Genomic DNA, 21,985 nt, shown 5'->3' with positions numbered 1-21,985 from the left:
TTGCCGAAACCTAAGAGAGTTGGTGATCTATGTACGAGGGGCTAGTCAAGCCGTTGTTGTTCCGCATGGACGCGGAGCGGGCGCACAATCTCGCGATCCGGGCATGCGACGCCGCAGGGCGGTCCGGAACGCTTCGGGGGGCGATGGCACGCCGGTTCGGCGTCGACGATCCGAGACTGCGGACGGCGGTGGCAGGCATCGAGTTCGCCAATCCGCTAGGGCTGGCCGCGGGATTCGACAAGAACGGCCGAGCTGTGACGATGCTAGGAAGCATGGGCTTCGGGCACGTCGAGCTCGGGTCCGTTTCGGCGTATGAGTCGCACGGGAATCCGCGTCCTAGGCTGTGGCGGCTGCCCGACGATCACGCGGTGGTGGTGTATTACGGCGTCCCTAACGACGGAGCCGAGGCGGTGGCCGCCCGCCTGGCGCGACGCCGACCGGCGGTTCCGCTCGGCATCAACCTGGTGAAGACGAACGACCCGAACCGGCCGGCGGTCGAGCCGGACGTCTACGACGACTTTGCCAGGTCAATGCGGTTGCTCGCCGGTGCGGCAGACTACGTCACCTTGAATCTCAGCTGCCCCAATTCGGCCGACGATCGAGATTTCTTCGATGACCATGACAGGATCGGCACGCTGCTCGGCCATCTGGCCGACGTCACCATCGAAGTTCCGCTGGTGCTGAAGCTCAAGCCGACTACCGATCGTGGAAAACTGCGCGACATCGTCCAGATCGCCGATGTGTTTCCATCCGTTCGCGGTTTCGCGATCAACCTGCCCAGCGGCCGCCCTAAGCACTTAAAGCTCAAGAGTGCGGCGGCTGTACTGGACTTTCGGCCGGGCGCGATTGCTGGAGAACCCGTCGAGTCCTATCTCAACGAGGTGCTCGCCCACCTGTACGACGCTATCGGTCCAGGCAGCCGATACGCGCTGATCGCGGCCGGCGGGGTCGCCAGTGCCGAGGCGGCGTACCGCAAGATCCGGCTCGGCGCCTCGCTCGTGCAGCTGTACACCGGCCTGATCTACCACGGCCCACGACTGGTTCCCGAGATCCTGCGCGGCCTAGCCGACCGTCTCGAACGCGACGGGTTCGACTCGGTCGAGAAGGCAGTCGGGAGCGGCATGGGCAGGGACTGACCGAGCGTGTGCCGAGCATGGAGCGAAACCGAGCAAGCAGCTGTCTCCGAAGGCTGGTTGTCGCGTCAGACTGACCCATGTGAGGTGCCAGGAAGGCCACCCGCGAAGCGATCGGTCTCCATGCGCCGCCCCGCGAGTGGCCCCGCCCCGATGAACCCCTGCGGTCTGGCCTACCAGATGGGCCGGGCGAGCGACCGCAGCGGGCCGCTGTCGGCCGGAGGAGGTTGACGTGTACGAGCCAGAGCTGCTACGTACGTTCTTGGCGGTCGCGCAGTCGCTGAGCTTCACTCGGGCCGGTGCTTCGCTGGGAATCGGGCAGTCGACGGTGAGCCAGCATGTGCGCAAGCTGGAGAAGGCCGTCGGCCGGGCGCTGTTCCTGCGCGACACCCGTTCGGTGATGCTGACCGCTGACGGCGAGGCGATGGCTGGGTTCGCCCGTTCGATTCTTGCCGCGCACGAGGAGGCGGTTGGCTACTTCACCGGGTCAGGATTAAGTGGGCGGCTGCGCTTCGGCGTCGCTGACGACCTGGCGCTGACGTCCGTTCCCCGGATCCTGTGGGACTTCCGCCAGCAGTACCCGCGCGTCGATCTCGAGCTCAGCGTGTCGCAGAGTGGGGTGCTCCAGCGCCGGGTCGAGTCGGGGCACCTGGACGTTGCCTTCGTCAAGCAGGCGCCCGGCCAGCAGCGGGGTCGTCTCGTGCGCCGCGACCGGCTCGTCTGGGCCGGTGTGGCCGGCGCCCAACTCGAACGCACCCGTCCGGTCCCGCTGATCGTCTATCAGGCGCCGAGCATCACCCGCTCCCTCGCCGTGCAGGTGCTTGAGCAGGCTGGCGTGCCATATCGGGTCCGGTGCACCGTGAAGGGAGTGCTCGGCGTAGTCGCGGCCGCCCGCGCCGGCCTGGGCTTGGCGATCTTCGCGCGCAGCCTGGTGCCGGAGGATCTCGTCGAACTCCCCGCCGGCGCCGGTCTGCCCGACCTCGGCGAAATCGACCTTGTCCTGCTCACCAAGAAGCGCACCGCGAGCAACGCCGCCGAAGCATTGACCACCGCCATCATCGCCACTGGACACCCGATCCAAACGCCAGCAGCAACAAGATGAACCGCGCGTTCGGGCCCGACACCCACTTCGTCAGCACGATCGGGCTGTCGCAGATCCAGGCCGCCCAGATGCTGCACGTCTGCCGGCCGCGGCACTGGATCAACGCCGTTCAGGCCGGCCCGCCCGGGTGGACCGCGCCCGCCACGCTGGGGGCCGCGGTTGCGGACCCCGACGCGCCCGTCGCGGCGCTCTCGGGCGACTACGACTCCCAGTTCCTGATCGAGGAGCTGGCGGTCGGGGTGCAGTTCAACATCCCCTACATCCACGTCGTCGTGGACAACTACTGCCTGGTGCTGATCCGGCAGGCGCAGCGCGGCTTCGACATGCACTTCTGTGTGCAGCTCTCGTTCGAGAACATCAACAGGCGCCGAGGTGAAAGGGTGCGGCGTCGACCACGTCAAGGTCACGGAAGGCCTGGCCTGCAAGGCGATCCGGGCGTCCGAGCCAGACGAGATCCGAGCGGTGCTCGAGCAGGCCAAGAAGCTGATGATCGGGTTCCAGGTCCCGATCGTCGTGGAGATCATCCTGGAGCGCGGGGTGACGAACGTGTCCATGGCACCGAGATCGGCAACGTCGTCGAGGAGGACCTGGCAGAGCGCCCCGACCAGTGATCGCCGTGCTCCGCTGATGTCCCGTTCCCGGGTGATTGTTGCCTCCGACAAGTTCAAGGGCAGCCTCACCAGTAATCAGGTCGCCATAGCAGTCCGCGAGGGTCTGCGACGTGCCTGCCTGGACGTGACCGTGGACGCAGTGCCGGTGGCCGACGGCGGCGACGGAACCCTCGCCGCGGCCGTCGCCGCTGGCTTCGAGCTGGTGCCGGTGACGGCAACGGGACCCACGGGCGAGCCGGTACGCAGCGGATTCGCCCGGCGCGGCGAGGTCGCTGTCGTCGAGTTGGCCGACGTCTCCGGTCTGATCCGGCTGCCTGGCGGCCGGCCGGCTCCGATGACCGCGACCTCGCGGGGCACGGGCGTGTTGGTGGCGCAGGCGATCGACAACGGCTGCAAGCGGATCATCCTCGGCCTCGGCGGCAGCGCCTGCACCGACGGCGGAGCCGGCCTGGTCCGCGCCCTCGGCGCCCGCTTGTACGACGGCAACGGTACGGACGTTGTCGAGGGCGGGGCGGCATTGACCGGTGCGGCGTCCCTCGACCTGACCGCACTGCGCGACCGGCTGGCCGGAGTCGAGATCCTCATCGCCTGTGACGTGGACAACCCGCTGACCGGCCCCACCGGCGCGGCGGCAGTCTACGGACCCCAGAAAGGCGCGGACCCTCACCACGTCGAGAAGCTCGACGCCGCTCTGACCCAGTGGGCAGACCTCGTGGCCCAGACGGCGGCTCGCGATGTCCAGCACAGCCCCGGTGCAGCGGTAGGCCGCGACCTCCGTGATGCGCCTGGCGCTGGGGCGGCTGGCGGGGTGGGCTTCGCGGCTCTTGCGCTGCTCCGTGCTGAGCTCCGCCCAGGCATCGACCTGATGCTCAACCTGGTCGGGTTCCACCAGCAGCTCGCCGGCGCGGACCTGGTGATCACCGGCGAAGGAGCGCTCGACGAGCAGACGCTGCACGGCAAGGCAGCCGTCGGCGTGGCCGCGGCGGCCGGAGCAGCCGGCATCCCTGTGGTCGCCGTCTGCGGCACCAACCGGCTCGATTCAGCCCGATTGCGTCAGGCCGGCCTCGTCGCGGCGTACGCACTGACCGACTTCGAGCCCGACATACGACGATGCATCGCCGACCCAGCTCCACTGCTGCAACAGCTCGGTGAACGGATCGCGGCCGACCACCTCCCGCGATCTACGATGACAGCAACCGAGACGGGCATCGCATGAACGAGAGTGGAGCGAGCGCATCATCGGGCACAGTTAGTTCGTATCTCATCCGGCCGTGGTCTAGGCCGCTAGGCGTGTCGGTCACCACCGGCGGCCTCGCCGACGTTTACTCCGGGGTTGGCGCTGCGATGGCAGCGGATCGCGGTACGGCATCAGCCTCACCACCCAGAACCCGGACAGCACGAGCCCGCCGGGATCTGCTCGACCAACTGTACTCGGAACTTCCGCTGATGGCGGGGCCAACTGTAACTCTATTTTGGAATGGCCGCGGCGCCGCAAGACTTGATCGCACCAGGCTAGATTGCTGCAATTTCAATCCGCGACAACGGAGACAATCGTCAGCTCCAGTCCAGCCAGCGTTAGTTGTGTCCGCGCAAGGCCACGAATGAGACCGGTCGGATTTGGTCTGGAACTGTGACATCACTTATCGCAAATCGTGATTTCAGTTATCTAATAGATTCTATTTCGGAATGACCGCGTGTCGGTCAGGCTTGAAGAGAACCGATGCCTAGCGATGATGTGGATACTCATGACTGCCGAGGCCGAAGCGGAACCTTCTCGACCCGATACCCCAATCGTGCGGCGCCATACCACGTTTGGCTCGCTGCGTACTCGCAATTTCCGTTTGATGGCGGCTGGCCAGTTGGTCTCGAACGTTGGTTGGTGGATGCAGTACACCGCGCTGAACTGGCTGGTGCTCGACCTGACCGGCAGCCCTGCCGCGGTGGGGTTGACGGCTGCGTTGCAGTTCCTGCCGGCGGTCGTGCTGGGGATGGCGGGTGGGCTGCTGGCCGATCGGTTCCCGAAGCGCCGGATCCTGCTGGTCAGTTATGCCGGTTGGATCTCCATGGTTGCCCTTCTGGCCGGCCTCACGCTCGCGGATGTGGTGCAGACGTGGCAGGTGCAGGTGATCGCGGCCGGGTTCGGGATCGTGGACGCACTCAGCTATCCGGCCCGGCAGGCGTTCATCACCGAGATGGTTGGGCCGGCGCAGCTGCGCAACGCGATCAGCATCACCTCCTCGGTGATCTACCTGGCAGGGCTGACCGGCCCGGCGATTGGTGGTTTCCTGATCAAGGCTGTCGGCCCGGGCTGGTCGTTCTTGACGACTGCAGTTTTGTATACGGCGCCGGTGGTTGCGTTGATGCGAGTCCGCGGTGACGAGTTGTACGCAGTGCGGCCGGTGGCAGCGGCGAGGGGGCAGTTGCGCGCCGGGCTGCGGTACGTGGTGAGCCGACCGGATGTGCTGTGGCCGATGGTCCTGGTCGGGCTGTTCGCGATGTTCACCGGCAACCTGTCAGTGACGCTGGCGGTCTATGCCAAGTCGGTCTACCACTCCGGGGCGGGTGGGTACGGGCTGCTGAGTGCGGTCGTGGCGGTCGGTTCGCTGTTCGGCGCGCTCATCGCCGGCCGCCTGCACCGAACCCGGCTACGCACCCTGATGCTATTCGCAGCCGTGCTGTCCGCGCTCTACATGCTCTCCGCGGCCGCGCCGACGCAGCTCCTGTTCTGCGTGGTGTTGCTGGGCATCGGCGTGAGCACCATGCTGCTGCTGACCTCGGCGAACTCGACGATTCAGCTCGCTGCCCACGACAGCATCCGCGGACGTGTCGTTGGTGTCTACGTGCTCGTCTACTTCGGCAGCATGGCCATCGGAGGCCCGCTGCTGGGCGCCGTCGACGAGTACTTCGGCCCCCGCGCGGGCATGCTGCTGGCCGGGGCGGTCCCCGGCACCGCGATCCTGCTGATCGCCACGGGGCTAACCATCCGCCGCCGGCGTAGTCGTGCCCGACTAGACCGGGAGCTCGTCTGACCGATGCACCAGCTTGCCCGCGCCTAACCAACCCGGCCTGCCCCAAAGTAGCCACTTCGCCGAATGAGCGCTTGGCCGACAGATCAAGCACACCCAACTCGCCTGCGACGTGGTCAATCGCCTCCTTCACCGACTAGGAGTCCGCGGAACTCGGACTCCACCAAAGCGAGTGCCGACCGTCCGGTGGCGTTGCCGGACGGCCGGCACTCATCCATTCCTCGCCCGTTCGAACGCCGTAATCGAGTACGAAGACGTAGATGTTCGTGCTGCTCACGTCCGGGACAACGCTCGTTCACCGACAGGATCATCATCAGCCCCTCGGCATCGGTCGCCTGGAGCCCACATCGCGGTGATGCACCGCGGTACGGCGTACCCGCACCGCAACAGAACGATCGCGCTCCGCTGCCCACGTCGCCGTAAGGCGGCCGGGTTGCCGCGTGCCCAGATCGATCAGCAGTAGTCGTGGGCCTGGACCGGCCAGTCGGGGTAACGCCTCTCCGGCGCGCCGCGCACGATCGCGACCTCGTCGGCCGCGGCTGGTGAGCCGAAGAGCATGGCGTCCACTGATTCCGCGCGGATGCTGGCCGACCGATCGCTGTCCCGAGGCCACCGCTCCCCCTGGCTAGATGCCACGCGCCGGCCGGAGCCGCGAGCACGTCGGCTTACACAGCGCCCATGGTCCGCTGAACTGCAGGCCCCCAAACTCAGCCGGGCCCGCAAAACCAGCCATCGTAGTGCGAAACCACATGTCTTCTGCAGCCGTGTGTCCCTCCAGCTATTGCCGCGGACGCGGATCCTTGCCGCAGGCGCCGGAGGCCTTTCCGGCTAGGAGCCCCGGCCGATGAATCGGTCCACTGCCCGGACGCTTTGGCTCCGCAACATCGGATGCGTCGGCACCCTGCGTTCAAAGCGACGGCGTCTGATCGGATGGATTCGGATCGAGTGTCGGGGAGAGGGGTGGCGGCCGGCGTGGCTGCTGATGCGGGCGGTAGTCGGACAGTGGCCTCGTGACCAGCAGGCCGTCATGGAGGCGCTGCATGCCGTCTTCCTGGACTGCGAGACTGCTCGGTGATTGACCGGCTGGGAGCTCGACTGCCCTTACGCGTGTGAAGAAGCGGGATAGGTCGTTCAGGGAGCTGACGGCCGCGCGTCGGCCGGCCTTGTCATCGGTCAGCACGACGATGGCTGTGTCGATGGCGGCGTAGCGGCCGAGGATGTGGGCCTGGCCGGCCGAGAGGAGGAAGTCGCACAGCGGGATCCCGGCCCATCTGCCGATCGTCAGTCGGCTGATGCGCTCGACCGCGACGGCATCGAGTGGATGGTTCACCAGCACCGGAGATGCCCCGTCGGTCAGTAGGTCGATCTGTTCGGCGACGCCGATCAGGGCGTTGCGCCGCTGATGTATCGCGGTTGCTGGGGAGGTCGCGTAGTACGGCTTCTCGATGCCCCGGACGGCGGTGAATCCGACCGTCTCCAGGTGGTCGTTCCAGGCCGGGAACATGACCTGGTCGCGGAAGCGATCGACCGTTCGTCCCTCTGGGTTCAGCACGCCGAGCCCAGCGTTTCTGACGGTCTCGAGTTTGAAGCCTCGTGATCGCAGGTGGTCGACCAGCCGCGACGGGGCGTCCGGTGCGTAGCCGATGGCCCATTTCGAGTCCAGGGCCAGGAGCTCAGGCGCTCCCCCGCGCACCACGTATTCCCGGGCCCATCCGCCCTTTGCCCTGAGCAACTCCCGGCGGAAGAATCTCGAGGCCGCCCGGTTCACCTCCAGCAGGCCACGCCGCTCTGCGGCCGTCGGAAGAACGCTCGCGTCACACTCGCGCGCGGTCATGGCGCCTGCGCCACAGTCGACTTCAGATCCATGACATCGACGATCGCCGTATGAGGCCCGGATCAGAACCCGGCTTCGAGGATCCAGGACTGCGACGAGCGGAGCTCAGAACGTCAGCAAGGGCAGATTGAACAGGTCCGCCTGGCGTGGGCGGGAGAAGCCGGGGGCGGTCACCTCGACCAGGTACATCTCGGTGAGGAACTGGATCTTGGCACCGAGGAGATGGCTGGTGTGGGCGGTGGCTGAATGGGCCTTGAGCCCGACGGAGCCATGGATGTGGGGCAGGGCGGTTCCGGTCTTCTCGTCGTACGCGAGGGTGCCGCCGCCGATGGCTTCGACGTTCTCGAGGTCGACGGCGCTCCAGACCGGAGATCAGGGTTGACGAGCTTCTCGCAGGTGCCGACGACTTGGACGTCGCGCATGCCAGCGATGAACATCGGGATGAAGCCCTGCCGTACGTCGTACTCCGCGCAGAAACTCGAAGGGCGCGTAGTAGAAGTCGTCGCCGTCGAAGTGGACGGCAAACGTCCGACCATGGTCAGCTCAGCGGCGCGCGAGATCAGCCCCTTCGAGGGTGTCGACGTAGGCAACGAAGCGAACGGCAGCGCTCAGACCGCGAGTGGACAGCAGCCGGCTGCGCGGATGGGCGATGTCGTCGACGCCGGAGGCAGCCAGTTGTTCGCATCTGTTCCGGAACCAGGGCCAGGGCACGTCAAGGTAGTCGGCGATCGCCTCGAGTCGACCAGCAGATGTCGTCTGCGGGGCCATGGGTTTCGCGGACAGATGGTTGTCGATCTCGCGGTAGATCGACATCCGCGGCGGTGGTGCGCCGACGTCGACGTACCAGAGGCCGGAGGAACCGAGCCAGTCCGCAACGATGGCGTCGTCGGCCAGCACGAAGCTCTCGACGTCTGCGTGGTCGGGCTCGGCGCTGACTTGTACCGTGATGCCGAAGGCCTCCACTAGCGCCATCGTAAGTAGCAGCACCACCCGCTCGTACCGGGGCGACGCCGCGACCTCGCTCTCGGGGATGCAGAAGCCACGCCGCGCGCCCGGGAGCGCGCGTGAGATGTGCCGGAGGTACTCATACTTGTGGGCCGCTATGAGCCAGGATGCGGCCTCCTCACCGCGCTGTTCCCGGATCCAGAACAGCGACGAACCGTGGAGCAGGTCCAGGTGCCGGGTGACGTGGCCCGCGCAGAATCGCGAGCCGAGCCACCGCCTGGACACCTTGTTGAGCGCCGGCACTTCGTGGAGGGGAGCCTCCGAGGTCAGCCGCTGCTCGTAGTGTGCCAACCGCTGTTGGCTGACTTCGAGTTGGGCATCATCGGCCAGGAGCGCCGTATCGGTGTTCACGACGGCCCAGATGATGCCGATCGTCAGATCGTCGATCAGGTTCGCCGCGGGCAACGGCTGCGGGCCGATACGGCGATCGACTCGCCCGGCGAACCGGCGGCCGTCGGAGATGTAATAGTTGTCCTCGTGGTCGACCGCGAGCACCATCGAGCGCTGATCGGGCCGGCGTAGCGACTCGAGCAGGTCACTGCCCGGGTCGACCATGAGCCATTCCTGGGCTGCTCGCTCGGCTGGGCAGTGGTGCGCAACAACTTCTACCCCAGCGAACGACCGGCCGGCTGGGACCTGCAGGCCCTCGATCGCGCCAACTTGAATGATCTTCCGACCTAGAGTCCGCTCCTGAAGTACCGTGACTTCGCGCTCGGTTCTCGGTACCACGGTTGCGCTGCTTGAAGAAGAAGCCTAGTTCGGCATCGGTGGCGACGCCCAGAACCTGACGCAACGCCGTACGCACGTCTGCCGACGGCCACGTGTACCAGCCGCGCTCCCAGTCGGAGACGGACTTTGAGGTGACAGACGCGATCCGGCGAGTTGCACGATAGATCTCGGCATTGATCAGCTCGGCCAGTGCCGCCTGGGACAGCTCACCTCGTGCCGAACGAAGCAACAGATTGGGCTGACGCTCCCGCTCAGGCACTGGCCCGCCTCGAGCCATCCACCGACAACAGTTGAACGCCGGCGTCGACCCTGCAGTCGCCAGAGCGTGCCTGAGAGAGCTTTCTGGTCGCGTCGACCCCGATATATGCAACCGCCAACTGCTGCGCATGGTCTGCGTCCAGGACGCGAATCCGGACGAAAGCATCGAAACCCCTCGGTGGCACGGGTCGCTTGGCGAAGATGACAAGCCGCCCGCCCCGAAGCTGGCCGGCTTGCTCGAAGATCCACCGCTCCGCGATGCTGCGCACTGTGGCCATAGGCCCTCTGCTGAAGTCGCCTACCCCGACAGCCAGGACCGTCCATCGAATCCCTGTCTGCGCCGCCAACTCGAACATGTACTGCCTTCGGGCCCTCATCTCTCACACTCCCGTCAGCTCCTACCACTGGTCATATCCAGTTGTGGAAAGGGTAGCTCGGTCGACACGACTGGAGCAACCACCTATTATGACCAGTACGCTCCGGGCCGAATCTCAGTGTCCGGCCACCAGGATCAACGTTCGAGGAGGCGGCGCGGGGCTCCTGGATCACCAGTTCCAGGAGCCCCGAATCGCAGGCCGCCAAGACAGTAGAGGGAGCCATCATGAGCGCCAAAGCAGTCGGGCGGGCCGATGATGCGCCTCCCGCCGTTGGTGACGTCGCCGGCTCCGCGGCAAGTAAGACAGATCAACTTGCTGCCCTTCTTCGCGAGCAGATCACGACGGGCCAACTGGCCCCCGCAGCCGCCCTCCCATCAGAGCGGCAACTGATCAGCACCTACGGCGTTTCACGGATCACTGTCCGAGCAGCCGTGGCGACACTTCGCTCAGAAGGCCTCGTGCAGGTGATTCCCGGCAAGGGTGCTTTCGTCAGGCGCGCGGGCGACTGGCCCGTCCACATCCACACTCGTACCGTCACAGTCGACGGCGCCGGCAACTACGTCGACAACGAGAGCAGCGCAGGCGACTGGCACGAAGCCGAGCCGCCCAACAAGTACCAAACAGAGGCGGACGCCTCACTTGCCCTCGCACTGGGCGTCGCGCATGGCACCGCGTTCTATGCCTCCGACCGCCTGCTCGAGAACACGATCGGAACACGCATCTTCGTCCGCACCTACCTACCGGCATTCGTCACGCGTGAGATCCGGAAGCTCGCCCGTCACCCGTACATCTCCGCTCGACAGGTCTACAAGGCCGCACGCGAAGCCGGGATGGAGCCAGAGTTCAACGACTACATCACCGCCCGAAACCCTGCTCCGGACGACGCCGTCATGCTCCGGATACCCAGTGGGACTCCGATGCTCATCACCCGCCGGATCGCAGCGCACAACGAACGACCACTCGTCATGCAAGAAACCCGCCGCAGCGCCGAAGACACCCAACTGCACTACCGCCCAGGAGCCTGACACCGACATCGGTGAGCTCGAACAGGGCGCAGCCACCGGTTTCAGGCGAACAGCCACTCCGGCTCCTAATCAACTGGATCAGTACCAAGGGGCTGCGCCTCATCCTTGAGCGGATCATCACGTGCCAACGTGGTCTGCGCGGCGACGAGCCGACCTCATGTGGCAGCGGGGGCTCACTCACTCAGAGAGCGGCTCCGGACACTGCGCAGGGCACTCGCGCGACGTGCGCGCCGGATCATTTCGATGCGATCCGGGTCGAAGTACCACTTGCCCGCCACCGACACCGCCGGCAACCGCCCGTCAGCGGCCATGACGCGGATCGACGAGACGCTGAGGCTCAGCCGACTCGCTACCGCTGCCGTGCCGACGTATCCCTCCGGGACCCCGGGCTTCCTCGGCAACTTGTCCGACATCACCTCGGCGATCATCCGCACATCAGCCGGGTACACCAACGTCGTCGCCGCGGGAACCATAGGCAGCGTGCCGTCTGCGATCAACTGCCGCACCACCGCGAGCGGACAACCGAGCCGGCGCGCCGCAGCCACCAGCTTGATCGGTTCACCCTTGTCGCGGAGCGCCTCGACCTCAGACAGCACAAGCGGCCGGGTATTACTGGCAGGCCCATGCCGTGGCAATCGGCCGAGAGCGATAAGCCGACGCACCTGGGAAGGCCTCTTACCTAGAACAACTCCAGCCTGGGCGATCGAAATCCGTGGGTCCGCAACCATCCGCGGCTGCGCAAGCAGCGGATCGATCAGCACATCGCCCGCATCCTTCTCCTCTGCCACCGCCATGCGTCCAACCCTCGCATCCCTCTGGCTCACGCGAGCTTTCGAAGCGTCGAACTGACATCGTCTGGGGACTCATGGCTGACGCCAAGATGATCAAGACCCGTGGGTGAGCACCGGTCCTGTCTGACTCACTTTGCACGCAACGCCCGGTGGACTCCTCCGCCGCTAGCCCGCAAGCCTCTGATCGCATGCCGCTGGTGGAGGCGGCGTGCCGGGCTCGCTTCATCAGAACGACGGGTCGCTCGAAGCAGCCTCGATGGCCGCATATCAGCCTGTAGATAATTTCAGGCGCCTGTGGCTCGGGCGGCAAGGAACATCGCGAGGTCTTCGCTCAGATAGAGACCAGCGTTGATGTCTGTCGCCCACCACCTCTGCCGCGACGATCGAGCTTCCATCGACCAACTCGCCAGACAGGATGAGCCAACTGCAGCGTCGGGACGCCGAACGCCAGCCCCGACTGCTACGTCCTCACCGTACCCGGCAGCGAACCGGGCATCACCGTCCGGCTGCTGAGGACAACACACGGCAAGCAGGATTGTAGCTGGGCTTGAGCTGTCAGGACATCGTGACGATGCGCGCGCCAGTGACCGCCTCGAAGGATGGCTTGATCCAGCGAGGTGAGCCGAGAACGGTGAAGTGCAGCATGCTCGGCAGGAGAACGACCTGCACATGGTCGCGGATGGTCGCTTGGAAGAGGCGTTCGAACGCCGACGAACGCTGCCAGGCGTCTTCGACGAAGGTGGCGACCAGCTCAAGCTCTGCGTCAGCTGCGTAGGCTGCCAGGCGCTCTCTCGTGCGTGTCACCTCGGGCCGACACACCAGCAGGGGGCTGCACAGGTAGGCGTACGCGCGCAGGCTCTGCGCTGATCGCTCCCTGTTGTCGGGTTCGCAGGCACAGGTCAGCGAGTCGCAACTTCCAGCAGCCTGCACGCGCCGTTCGCATGGCCGGCTCAACGGACGAGTCGCTCGCACCTCTGTGGTGGCTGGACCGACCGGAGGGCTATTCCCCATGATCACGCTCTGACCGTAAGAGGCGGGCTGGGCTGGGCCCGATGAACTTGCTCGAACTTGCTCGTGTCCTCTGACTCGGCAGTGGTGTTAGGTAGATAGATCCGCGACTGCGGCCTTGATCAGAGCACGAGCGGCAGATCCGTACACGGCCAGCTTGCCGAGTGCCGTAAAAGTTTCGGCGTACATTGCGATCTCTCGCGGTTGGGTGATCGTCAGGAATCCCGAGACGAGCTCTACGTTGGCTTGGGCATTGTCGAAGATGTAGAAGTCCTCGACCGGCCAGCGCGACGACCGATCGACATCGGCGGGGATGACACCGAGGCTGACCGAGGCCAGTTGCATGGCGTCAAGCAGTTGTCGCAGTTGTCCCGCCAGGACGACCGGTCCGCCGACTTGGTAGCGCAGAGCTGCCTCTTCGAGCACGAAGGCGAAGGTGTGCCCACCTCGCGTGAGGATGCGTTGACGGTCGAGGCGTTCAGCCAGCGTCGCGGCGATGTCGTCGATCGCGACGCGCCGGCGGTCCCTTATCGAGGTGAGCACCGCGGTCGTGTAGTCCGCGGTCTGCAAGAGTCCGGGCACCATGGTCTGGCAGTAGGAGCGGTACTGCCTGGTGCGCTCGTAGAGATCCCGGACCGAGGCGTTGAGGTGGCGTAGGCCGGTTCGTTCGGCACGGCGCCAATCCAGCCACATCGAGTCAACTGACCGCAGCTCGGCAATCAGCTCCGGCAGGAGCTCGGACGCGGCGCAAACCGTGCACCAGGTGCGCAGATCCGCCTCGGACGGCTGCTGCTTGCCATGCTCAATCTTGGACGTCTTCGCCTCATGCCAGCCGGCTGCGGTCGCCAGCGCCCGCGCAGAGAGTCCCGCGTCGAGCCTGAGATCCCGCAGCCGGTCGGCGAGCGCTTGACGCGCGCTCTGGGCACTCGAGGATTGCGAAGCAGGCATCCAGGTATGTAACGACGAAGAGGCAGGACGCCTACAGATTAGCGGAGTAGTGCTCGTGGTCGATTCCGAGCTCCCAGGCGGCCTCGAACGCAGAGAGGCAGAGCTTTACGGCTTCCGCGTCACTCCTGACCTCGTTGCCGACGAACCGCCCGTCACCGGCGAAGAGGCAGAACTGCAACGTTGCCTCGTCGAAGATCCAGACGTCATTGCCAGGCAGCGCAACTGCTGAGACCCGGTGACGAGGTACCCAGCGGATCACCTCGCCCGCGGCGATGTTGACGTCTGAAGTCACGGCGTGCTCGAAGGCGATGTAGTCCGACATCGGCTCGCTGACGATCCGTACGCGCTTAATCTCGATGCCTCGGGCCGTCGCTGAGCTGGCGGTCTCCGTCCAGCCGGCGTACTCGCTGACCGCCTGGTCGACGTTACCTGCCCGCCACGCGAGGTAGGCGGGGTCATCGGTCATGTACTGGTCGCGGAACTCCAGCTTGAGAACAGTCCGGGTGCTCGCGGCCAGCAGATCAGCGAACGACGGCTCCGGCACGGCATGCCTCCATGATCATCTCCGCCATCCTCGCGGGCAGCTTTACAACGGACTCTGAATCCGCGAGTCCGCAGTCCTGTGAGAGACGAGCCAGAATCGTCGGATCGGTGACTGTCTCGCCCTGTAGGTAGATGTCTCCGGTTGCCTCGTCGCGGAAGACCGCCGGACAGTTGTTCCCAGGACAATTCGGGTCCTTGCCGTAGAACTGTAGCGCCATGATGCCTCCGTATCAGGTTGTGCACAGTAGTGCTGGCCAGATCATCGAGTGGATCGCCACCCGCGGCCAAGTCTTCTTGGGGGCACAGAGCAAGTCTGCGCAAGTCACTTGCCAGGCTTCAGCTGACGCCCCCTGGCCACTCCCGCCACACGAAGGACGTAGGCCGTGCGCCGTTCCCCTCGACGAACTCGCGCACCGCCTGTCGAACCTGCACGATGCTGACCTCGGAGTCCTGTGGCCAGCCTTCATCGTGTCCCATGTACAGGTAGAACATCTCTTCACGAGCACTGGTCTTGCCCGGGACGTAGGTGACGTCATCGGTCTCGCCGCCGGCGTATCGAATTCCACCGACTTTCGCCTCGGCATCGACGGCGATGCGGAGCTCGTGATCTGGGTAGCCGGAGCTGGCCTTCGGCCGCATGTCGGCGTACAGCGCTGCGACTGAGTTGGCAAACGGCTGCTGAAGGAGTGCATCCACCAACTCATCTGCATCTTCGGCGGTTCGCAGGATGACGCCCTTGTCGTGATCGTGGGTGTAGTAGGCACTGACGGAGGTGTCAGTCATGCCAGTTCCGTTCGCTCGTCGGGTGGGAGTGGATAGGTACGTTTGAAACCATTTGGTCCGAAGACCGTGAGAGTAGATCCGGATGGCAGGATATCTCCCAACAGTTCCTCACACCCGAATCGACCCTTGCAGGGTCGTTGGTTGACAACGATAATTTCATGCTTCAGTCCCTGCAGACGCATTCGCATCGCAAATTTCGTCTCAACGTGAGAGGGTGACGTGATCTGACCATGTTTCGGCCCGATATTCCTCTGCCTAAGAAAGTCTCTGACCTTCGGAAAGTATTCATCGTGCTCGCCGCTAACCAGGTCTTCGATGCCATCGTGGTTGATCCAGGTGCCCCGGGTTTTCGGACGGGATACTCGGGACTCCTCACGGATCGGCAGCTTGCAGAACAGCCGCCAGGCTTCCTCGTCACTGACCCGCGGCGTCGGCGCCGGTTCTCCCTCCGGGCTCGCCTTACCGCCGGCACCCGCGGGCTTGTCAGGCTTGTCGGCTTCTGGCTCGTCGTTTCTATCGTCCTGCCGGCGTTCCGCGGGTCGCGAGCTCGCACCAGGACAGAGCGGCCGCTCCCCTGTCGAACCACCACTTGGCTCGACTGTCCTGAGGCCGCTCAGCATCTGCTCGACCCACTGCTTCGCTCTGGCCTCAGCCAGGGACAGGTAGTGGGCGGCTTCCTCGCAGCGCCGAGCTGCATCATCAAGCTGCATGGCGGCCATACGGGCGCTGGGGTTGTTGGTCTGGCTGCCGATCCATGCCGCGGCTTCGCGGCACTTCCTGGCTCGGTCATGCAGGTAGCCGACCGCCCGCGGCGCCTCGTGGAGGCAGCCGAGCAGCTGTTCAGCAACCCGCTGCAGCTCGGAGGGCATGCGTGCTGCCTTGGCCGGTCAAATCTGGTCGGCGTAGCTGCGGCAGCCAGCCTCGGCGATCTGCAATGACTGCACCGCTTGGTCGACTGACTTCGCGGCGGCATCCAGCATGGTCGCGATGTCCTGGTCGGCCCGCGTTGTTGTCCCCTGAATGAGGGCCTGCACCTGCTGGCTCGACTGCTCGAAGCGCTGCTTGAAGCCAGCCAGGCTCGCGGCCCCTTGCCGCGACTGATCGGCCAGACCGTGCTGCATCTTCATCTGTTCGACTTGGGACATATCTGCCCCGGTTCCGGAGTGTCATGTGGATCGGACAGTGGAGCGGCTGGCGCAGGACGGACTCGCCTCACGGCCCGCGCCAGCCGGCCAATGGAGATCCTCGCCCGGGTCCTCCACAGGGGAGAGGAGGACCCGGACAAGGATCGACTCAGGACGGGATCGATGGCGTGCAGCGACCACACCGCACGTGAGTGGGTTGAGTAGGACTCCCACCGATCCCGCCGGTTCATCAGGTCAGCACCAACACGCGGGCACCGGTGGCGCACTCGAACGAGTCGCGTACGTCAGTTGACATGCCGAGTCCGGTGAAATGCAGCAGACTCGGCAGTACTACGGCGGTCACGTCGTAGCGGTCGATCGAATCGGTCAGAGCGCCAAATGCGGCGAGCCAACTGTCAGTTCTCTCAACGTAGATGTGGCCCATCGTGAAACCTTCTGCTTCTGAGTAGACGGCCATATCTCGCTTGAGCTCGCCGACCTGGCTCTCGACGACCAGCAGGTCCCGGCGCAAGTAGCCGAGCAGCAGCGGTCGGGTGAAGTCCTCCGAGAAGCCGCTCAGCCCTCGTGCCGCCAACGGCGAAACGTGTCGTTGAGGTGCCGCCAAACGCGACCCCACCAACGGCAGAGCCCGAACCTCGTCATCGGTCTTCGGCATCGGGACTTCCCGACGAAGCGGCCGGCTCGTTGGTCACGCGCAGGCTCACGAAGCGCTGCCGCATCCCCGCCTCGAACTGGGCCGCAGCCTCGACACCGCCGACGTAATCGGCGATCAGGTGCCGCCCAAACCAGACCTGCACGCGCCGGTCGGATGCGTGAGGCAGGTCGACGAATGTCGTCATTCGCCGCGCACCTCCCGCGCGATGTCGCGGACCATAAAGACGACCAGCACCGTTGCCAGGGCGTATCCGATGATCACTGGCCACGGACTCATCAGCAACTGGATCATGTTCGCCTCCTCCGTCCCGTTGTCGTGTTCCACTGAGTGGATCACTCAGCGTTGACCGTTGGTAACCTGATGAAGTGGTGAACGGTGCGAAGTCTGCGAGAGGGGGCGTGAAGGTCGTGAAGTTTCATCCCGACCGCCAACTGCAGGCGAATCTGCACACTCTGATGCGATCCCAGCACCTACCGTGGAACCGTGAGGAGCGAGACGGCGGCACCCGGTATGGCTGACACCGGCATCCATCCGAAGTCCCTGGCCGAGGCGCTGGACTTGATCGGCTGGGGGCCGCGGGACCTTGCTCGCGCCGTAAACACCTGGTTGACCCGTCGTGGGCGCTCGACCGAACGCATCGACATTACGGCTGCATACCCGTGGGTTCGGTCCAATTACTGCCCGCATGGCTCTATTCCGGAGATCGTCGCGACCGTCCTCACCGATCAGCTCGGTAGCTTCGTATCCGCCGAACAGCTCTGGCCGGGCAACGCCCGGGCACGTCGCTCAACCGCCCGTGTCGGTGAGCTCGGAACCGAGCAGAACTTTGACGGGCTTGTGCGGTCGCTTGAGCAACTGGTCAGCGGGTCGCGGCCGTTGCCGACGAGCGGTCCTGACTTGGTGGCCGCCGTTCTCGACGGCATCCAAACCACGATCGAGTCGATTCCGGCACAAGCCAAGCCCGATCGGGTCATGACGCCGCAGACAGAGTTGATCGCGTCGCACGTCACCGCCCTTCGCCATCTGGACGATCGGCAAGGTGGCGGCGCACTGAGCCTGCGCTACGTCACCCACGAACTTGCGGGGGTGCTCGACCTCGTGCGCAGTGCCAGCTACGAGCCCGAGGTCGGTCGCGATCTACTGACGATCGTGGCCGATTTAGCGCAGCTGGCCGGATGGATGCAGTTCGACGCCGGCGAGACAGCCATCGCGCAGCGGTACCTGCTGCTCGCAATTCGGGTTGCACGGGCAGCCGGAGACGACGGCCGGATGGTCAACAACGTCGGCATGCTGACCTATATCGCTGCCTACAGCGACCACGGCACGGACGCACTGCGGATCATCGAGGCAGCTCACAGTGTGCCAACCTCAAGCGATCTACTCCGTGCTCGAACCACCGGCCGCGCGGCGACCGCTCATGCCAGCGTCGGAGACCTCGGAGCTTTCCGGATGACCGCAGACCAGTCGCAGGAGTTGTTGGCCTCGGCCGCGACCGATGACTTGTCGCCGTACCTCTATTACCTGAGTCCCGACCAACTCTCAGCCGAGGCTGGCTATGGCCTTCTGACCATTGCCATGCGCACCGAGATGTACCGGCAACCGTTGCTCAAGCAAGCCATCGAACTGCTGACTCCCTTGTCGAGTATTGGAGACGATCCGGCCTACCAACGCTCGGCGCTCCTGCATGGTTGCCAGCTGGCGCGGGCACATCTGCTCCGCCGCGATCTCGAGGGCACTGTCGAAACCGCGCGCGTCGCGCTCGGTCGGCTAGCCGAAGTGCAATCGGGGCGGTGCGTGGCATCGCTGCGAGAGCTTCGTCGGAACTTGGCACAACGCCAGCGAGCCGCGGCCGTCGCCGACTTCCTGCCGGAGCTCGATGCCGCGTTGGAGGGCCGGTGACGACTTCATCCGAGGCGGGCGACGATCGGGCGCCCTCCCGCGACGACACCGCTGCGCCGATCGAACTACGACCACGACGCTACGACGATCATGATGCCCAACTCCTCGTCAAAGCCCTCTACGCCGAACAGCTCGACACATACAGCTTCGCCGATTCACCCGACCTGGAGACCGTCGACGACTACGCCGAACCGTCCGGGCTGCTTCTCGTGGCCTACACGCCATCTGGTCAGCCTGTCGGCTGTGGTGGATACCGCACCTACGACAAGGACGCGCGGGTAGCCGAGGTGCGCAAAATGTTTGTCTCGCCCGAATACCGCAGCCATGGTCTCGGCTGGAGAATCCTCAGCGAGCTGGAACAACAGGCGACCGCCCACGGGGCCCGGAAGATCCTGCTGGAAACAGGTGCACTGAACTATGCGGCGATTCGGCTCTACATTGCCGCCGGCTACGAACCGATCCCGCCGTATGTGCCTGGTCGAGGTGAAACCAATCGGGCGTTCCGCAAGACGCTTGATGCGTGAGCGGGGGCGACCAGTTCCAACCCTCAAGTAGGCCGCCATATCAGAGTCGGCTGCGCCGCCGAGCTCTGCACAGAGGCATCCAGGGCTCGGACCGTCATGCGCAACTTCACGCCAGGCCGGCGAGCGAGAATGTGCGGTGCGGACTAGGCAGGCGACCCAAGGGTCGCGCCGCTGCTCGGCGGCCTCTGGACCGGCGGTCGGTGTGCGGCCGCAGCTCGGGCACGGCTTGGCGCCCTGGTGCGCCGCGGTACGTGCGGTACGGCGGTGCCCTCGCACCGGGGCGGTCATTCCGGGGTGTGCGGCTTCCGCCGGAGCGGTCCCCGCGCCGTCTGGGCGGTGCGGACTCGGCCGCGTTGTGGTCGGCGAGTTGGCGTCGGAGGTCGTCGGCCAGCTGCTCGGCCGCCCGCTGTGCTGCGGTGACTGCGGCGACCCGCTGGTCGGCGGCTTGTTTCAGGTCGGCGAGCTGGGCCTGGTGATCGGTGCGCAGTTGCTCGCGGCGTCGGCGAGCTGCATCCGGGATGCGGCCTGCAGCTGCTCCACCTCGGCGGCCACCGCTTCCGCGTCGCCGTAGGTGCGGACCGCCTCCACGATCTGCGCGAGATGCCTCTCCAGGCCCTCCACCAGCTTCGGAAGGTCGTCCTTGATCAACTGCTCGAGCGTGATCCGTGCGGTTGTCACCGGCCCCGCCGCCGGATCCGGCTCGGCCGCGATGCTCCCCCGTCGTAGTGGCCGCTTCGCCGCCGAGTTCTTCGCGGTCCATGCGTTGGCCTTGTTGTGGACGACGGGCCGCCCACATCGCCCAGCGCCTCGAGGCCGCAGTACTTCGACGGGCGGCCCGGAGTACCGGGGTCGACCTGCTTGGGGTTCGGGCAGTTCGTGTGGACGACGTTCCGGCACCGCTCGTGTTCCGTGCGGCTGAGACAGCAGTCGAGCTGGCCCGGCCGGACGCGACAACCGAAGCCGCGGTCCGCCGGACCTCGGGCAGCGGCGCCCCTTGGGCGCACCTCGGACCGCGCCTTTCGTAGACTGGCTCGACCTGCTCGCCGATGCGCTGACGCCGGAGCTGACTGCGCTGGTCGTGCTGTGGCTGGGTGGCACCCGGCGAGGCAGCCGCGACACCCGGATCGCGTACGCCGACGACCTGTTGCTGTGGGCCGACTGGGCCCGCCGCGACCTCGGCCGGGACCGGTTCGGCCTCGACCTGCACCGCGCCGAGGTCACGATGTGGCTCACCCGCCAGCAAGACACCGGCGCCGCCGACTCCTCCATCTCGAGTCGGCTGTCGACACTGTCCAGCCTCTACCGGTACGCCGCCAGCTGGGGCATCCCGGTCGTCTCCCCGATCTCCGTCGACGACACCGGCCCGGGATCGAACGCGGCCGCCGCGCGACCTCCGCGCGGGTTCTATCTAGCCGCTGACGAGGTCCAAGCGATGCTCGCCGCGGCGGCCGACGTCCGCGACGCCCTGGTCGTCGGGCTGCTGTTCACCGACGCCCCTGCGGGTGTCCGGACTGTGCGCGGCCAACGACACCGACCGCCACGACGAAGGACGACGCACCTGGCTCGCGATCACCCTGAAGGGCGGGAAGACCAAGCTCGTGCCGCTCGAGACCACCGTGGCCAAGCTCCTCGACCCCTACCTCGAGGCCCGCCCGCCCTGGACCGGGACTGAACCGTCCCCGCTCATCGTCGACGCCGCCGGGAAACGGCTCGACCGCCACGACGTCACCAGGATGCTGCGCCGCCTCGCCAGAGCCGCGGGCATCCCCCGGCGCGAGAAGGTCACCCCGCCCTCCCTGCGCGCGACCGCCATCACCGACCAGAAGCGCCGCGGCCATAGCGCCGAAGATCTCCAGGAACTGTCCACCCACGCCGATGTCCGCACCGTCATGATCTACATCGACGACGCCGGCCGGAACCAACGCGTCGCCGCCATCACCGACGACCTCGGGCGTGTTATGACCGCCATCCCCCGCCACCTTCGCCCACTGGCGTGATCTTCGTTGGTGAACTAGGGCTGCAGTTTGATGACCTTGCGCATGGCTCGCGACAGCCCGCGCAACCAGACAAGATCCCGACCAGACGTGGTCAGCGCTCAACTGCGCGATTGCCGCGCTCGAGAAGACCGAGGACGCGGCGATGACCCCCGAAGCCGAGCTGTATCGACGGTCGCGTCGACACGCTGCTCGGCGCGCTGGACGAGCTCGGCATGTCCGTCTCCCGCGCCGCCGCCACGGAACTTCATCCAGGAACGTGTGCAGTGGGTGTCCTCCCAGATGGGGATCTCCCCCACCGCCGCATGGCGCTACTTCACCGACGACGCGCTGGCCGACCTCGCCCGCACCATGATTATCGAGTTCGCGGCCGAGACGCCGGGCGCCGACGTCATCGAATCACCCCGCACCGCCGCGGTGCCGCTCCCGATCGTCGGTCGCCCGTACCGGCGGATCGCCATCTGTGGGGCTGGGGCTACGGCGTACGGCGAAGGGTCTCAGCCCAGTTGAGGCCGGCAAGTCCGTGGGAACCGTAACTGCCTGGTTGGCGGATTGGCTGCGGTGGCTCGACCCGCCAGTGGGGCGGCGCCGGCCA

At 65.9% G+C, this 21,985-nt stretch carries 22 protein-coding genes and 2 pseudogenes; 11 read left to right on the top strand and 13 right to left on the bottom strand.

Annotation, left to right across the window (positions count from 1 at the left end; translation table 11 throughout):
- Nucleotides 1–29 precede the first annotated feature (29 nt).
- From AB0H36_RS44075 to AB0H36_RS44055, 5 genes and pseudogenes are all read left to right on the top strand, one after another.
- Nucleotides 30–1,136 (top strand): quinone-dependent dihydroorotate dehydrogenase, encoded by a 1,107-nt coding sequence (locus AB0H36_RS44075; protein ID WP_360537433.1) that lies wholly within the window; start codon nt 30–32, stop codon nt 1,134–1,136.
- 229 nt (nt 1,137–1,365) lie between these two features.
- The gene (locus AB0H36_RS44070) at nt 1,366–2,235 is read left to right on the top strand and encodes a LysR substrate-binding domain-containing protein (RefSeq protein WP_360537431.1); all 870 of its coding nucleotides are present in this window, start codon (nt 1,366–1,368) and stop codon (nt 2,233–2,235) included.
- Nucleotides 2,229–2,790: pseudogene (locus tag AB0H36_RS44065) on the top strand (thiamine pyrophosphate-dependent enzyme); the annotation flags it as partial. The gene AB0H36_RS44070 and the pseudogene AB0H36_RS44065, both read left to right, overlap by 7 nt.
- Before the next feature lie 72 nt (nt 2,791–2,862).
- Nucleotides 2,863–4,062, top strand: a complete 1,200-nt coding sequence (locus AB0H36_RS44060; RefSeq protein WP_360537445.1) for a glycerate kinase — start codon at nt 2,863–2,865, stop codon at nt 4,060–4,062.
- Nucleotides 4,063–4,576: 514 nt separating this feature from the next.
- Nucleotides 4,577–5,875 carry an MFS transporter gene (locus tag AB0H36_RS44055; RefSeq protein WP_360537429.1) on the top strand — a complete coding sequence of 433 codons (1,299 nt, stop codon included), beginning with the start codon at nt 4,577–4,579 and terminating at the stop codon, nt 5,873–5,875.
- Nucleotides 5,876–6,779: 904 nt separating this feature from the next.
- Here AB0H36_RS44055 and AB0H36_RS44050 read toward each other — a convergent pair.
- On the bottom strand, nt 6,780–7,706 hold the full coding sequence (locus AB0H36_RS44050; protein ID WP_360537427.1) for a hypothetical protein: 927 nt from the start codon (nt 7,704–7,706) through the stop codon (nt 6,780–6,782).
- Between the two features lie 543 nt (nt 7,707–8,249).
- Nucleotides 8,250–9,266 (bottom strand): hypothetical protein, encoded by a 1,017-nt coding sequence (locus tag AB0H36_RS44045; RefSeq protein ID WP_360537425.1) that lies wholly within the window; start codon nt 9,264–9,266, stop codon nt 8,250–8,252.
- 1,033 nt (nt 9,267–10,299) lie between these two features.
- Here AB0H36_RS44045 and AB0H36_RS44040 point away from each other — a divergent pair.
- A complete protein-coding gene (locus AB0H36_RS44040; RefSeq protein ID WP_360537423.1) occupies nt 10,300–11,100 on the top strand; it encodes a GntR family transcriptional regulator in 801 nt (266 codons plus the stop codon).
- Between the two features lie 173 nt (nt 11,101–11,273).
- On the opposite strand, the gene AB0H36_RS44035 is transcribed toward AB0H36_RS44040, so the two are convergent.
- The 10 genes from AB0H36_RS44035 to AB0H36_RS43990 form a co-directional block, all read right to left on the bottom strand.
- Nucleotides 11,274–11,894 carry a hypothetical protein gene (locus AB0H36_RS44035; RefSeq protein ID WP_360537421.1) on the bottom strand — a complete coding sequence of 207 codons (621 nt, stop codon included), beginning with the start codon at nt 11,892–11,894 and terminating at the stop codon, nt 11,274–11,276.
- A gap of 552 nt (nt 11,895–12,446) precedes the next feature.
- Nucleotides 12,447–12,908: a hypothetical protein gene (locus AB0H36_RS44030; RefSeq protein ID WP_360537419.1), complete on the bottom strand. Its 462-nt coding sequence runs from the start codon at nt 12,906–12,908 to the stop codon at nt 12,447–12,449.
- Nucleotides 12,909–12,989: 81 nt separating this feature from the next.
- Entirely contained in the window at nt 12,990–13,847 is an 858-nt protein-coding gene (locus AB0H36_RS44025) for a helix-turn-helix transcriptional regulator (RefSeq protein ID WP_360537417.1), read from the bottom strand.
- A gap of 31 nt (nt 13,848–13,878) precedes the next feature.
- The gene (locus AB0H36_RS44020) at nt 13,879–14,391 is read right to left on the bottom strand and encodes a DUF6879 family protein (RefSeq protein ID WP_360537415.1); all 513 of its coding nucleotides are present in this window, start codon (nt 14,389–14,391) and stop codon (nt 13,879–13,881) included.
- Entirely contained in the window at nt 14,369–14,608 is a 240-nt protein-coding gene (locus AB0H36_RS44015) for a hypothetical protein (protein WP_360537413.1), read from the bottom strand. Before AB0H36_RS44015 ends, AB0H36_RS44020 begins: the two co-directional genes overlap by 23 nt.
- A gap of 118 nt (nt 14,609–14,726) precedes the next feature.
- Complete coding sequence (locus tag AB0H36_RS44010; RefSeq protein WP_360537411.1) at nt 14,727–15,173, bottom strand: Imm1 family immunity protein; 447 nt, start codon at nt 15,171–15,173, stop codon at nt 14,727–14,729.
- The gene (locus AB0H36_RS44005) at nt 15,170–16,042 is read right to left on the bottom strand and encodes a DddA-like double-stranded DNA deaminase toxin (protein WP_360537409.1); all 873 of its coding nucleotides are present in this window, start codon (nt 16,040–16,042) and stop codon (nt 15,170–15,172) included. The genes AB0H36_RS44010 and AB0H36_RS44005 overlap by 4 nt, the downstream gene beginning before the upstream one ends.
- Before the next feature lie 18 nt (nt 16,043–16,060).
- Nucleotides 16,061–16,300, bottom strand: a complete 240-nt coding sequence (locus AB0H36_RS44000; RefSeq protein WP_360537407.1) for a hypothetical protein — start codon at nt 16,298–16,300, stop codon at nt 16,061–16,063.
- A gap of 247 nt (nt 16,301–16,547) precedes the next feature.
- Nucleotides 16,548–16,973, bottom strand: a complete 426-nt coding sequence (locus tag AB0H36_RS43995) for a hypothetical protein (protein WP_360537405.1) — start codon at nt 16,971–16,973, stop codon at nt 16,548–16,550.
- On the bottom strand, nt 16,957–17,157 hold the full coding sequence (locus AB0H36_RS43990) for a hypothetical protein (protein ID WP_360537403.1): 201 nt from the start codon (nt 17,155–17,157) through the stop codon (nt 16,957–16,959). Before AB0H36_RS43990 ends, AB0H36_RS43995 begins: the two co-directional genes overlap by 17 nt.
- A gap of 299 nt (nt 17,158–17,456) precedes the next feature.
- Between AB0H36_RS43990 and AB0H36_RS43985 the strand changes: the two genes are divergently transcribed.
- Both AB0H36_RS43985 and AB0H36_RS43980 read left to right on the top strand, forming a co-directional pair.
- On the top strand, nt 17,457–18,872 hold the full coding sequence (locus AB0H36_RS43985) for a hypothetical protein (RefSeq protein WP_360537401.1): 1,416 nt from the start codon (nt 17,457–17,459) through the stop codon (nt 18,870–18,872).
- On the top strand, nt 18,869–19,396 hold the full coding sequence (locus tag AB0H36_RS43980; RefSeq protein WP_360537399.1) for a GNAT family N-acetyltransferase: 528 nt from the start codon (nt 18,869–18,871) through the stop codon (nt 19,394–19,396). The genes AB0H36_RS43985 and AB0H36_RS43980 overlap by 4 nt, the downstream gene beginning before the upstream one ends.
- A 450-nt stretch (nt 19,397–19,846) precedes the next feature.
- Here AB0H36_RS43980 and AB0H36_RS43975 read toward each other — a convergent pair whose 3' ends face one another.
- Nucleotides 19,847–20,074, bottom strand: coding sequence for a hypothetical protein (locus AB0H36_RS43975; RefSeq protein WP_360537397.1), 228 nt, complete (start codon nt 20,072–20,074; stop codon nt 19,847–19,849).
- Between the two features lie 400 nt (nt 20,075–20,474).
- Here AB0H36_RS43975 and AB0H36_RS43970 point away from each other — a divergent pair.
- The 3 genes and pseudogenes from AB0H36_RS43970 to AB0H36_RS43960 all read left to right on the top strand — a co-directional run.
- Nucleotides 20,475–20,699, top strand: a pseudogene (locus AB0H36_RS43970) (site-specific integrase); the annotation flags it as partial.
- Nucleotides 20,700–20,898: 199 nt separating this feature from the next.
- The gene (locus tag AB0H36_RS43965; RefSeq protein ID WP_360537395.1) at nt 20,899–21,393 is read left to right on the top strand and encodes a site-specific integrase; all 495 of its coding nucleotides are present in this window, start codon (nt 20,899–20,901) and stop codon (nt 21,391–21,393) included.
- 267 nt (nt 21,394–21,660) lie between these two features.
- Nucleotides 21,661–21,900 (top strand): hypothetical protein, encoded by a 240-nt coding sequence (locus tag AB0H36_RS43960; protein ID WP_360537393.1) that lies wholly within the window; start codon nt 21,661–21,663, stop codon nt 21,898–21,900.
- Nucleotides 21,901–21,985: the final 85 nt, after the last annotated feature.

Source organism: Kribbella sp. NPDC050820 (genome assembly GCF_040653975.1).
Lineage (GTDB): Bacteria > Actinomycetota > Actinomycetes > Propionibacteriales > Kribbellaceae > Kribbella.
Note: the sequence above shows the minus strand (reverse complement) of the source record. Positions and strands in the feature narration are given on the sequence as shown.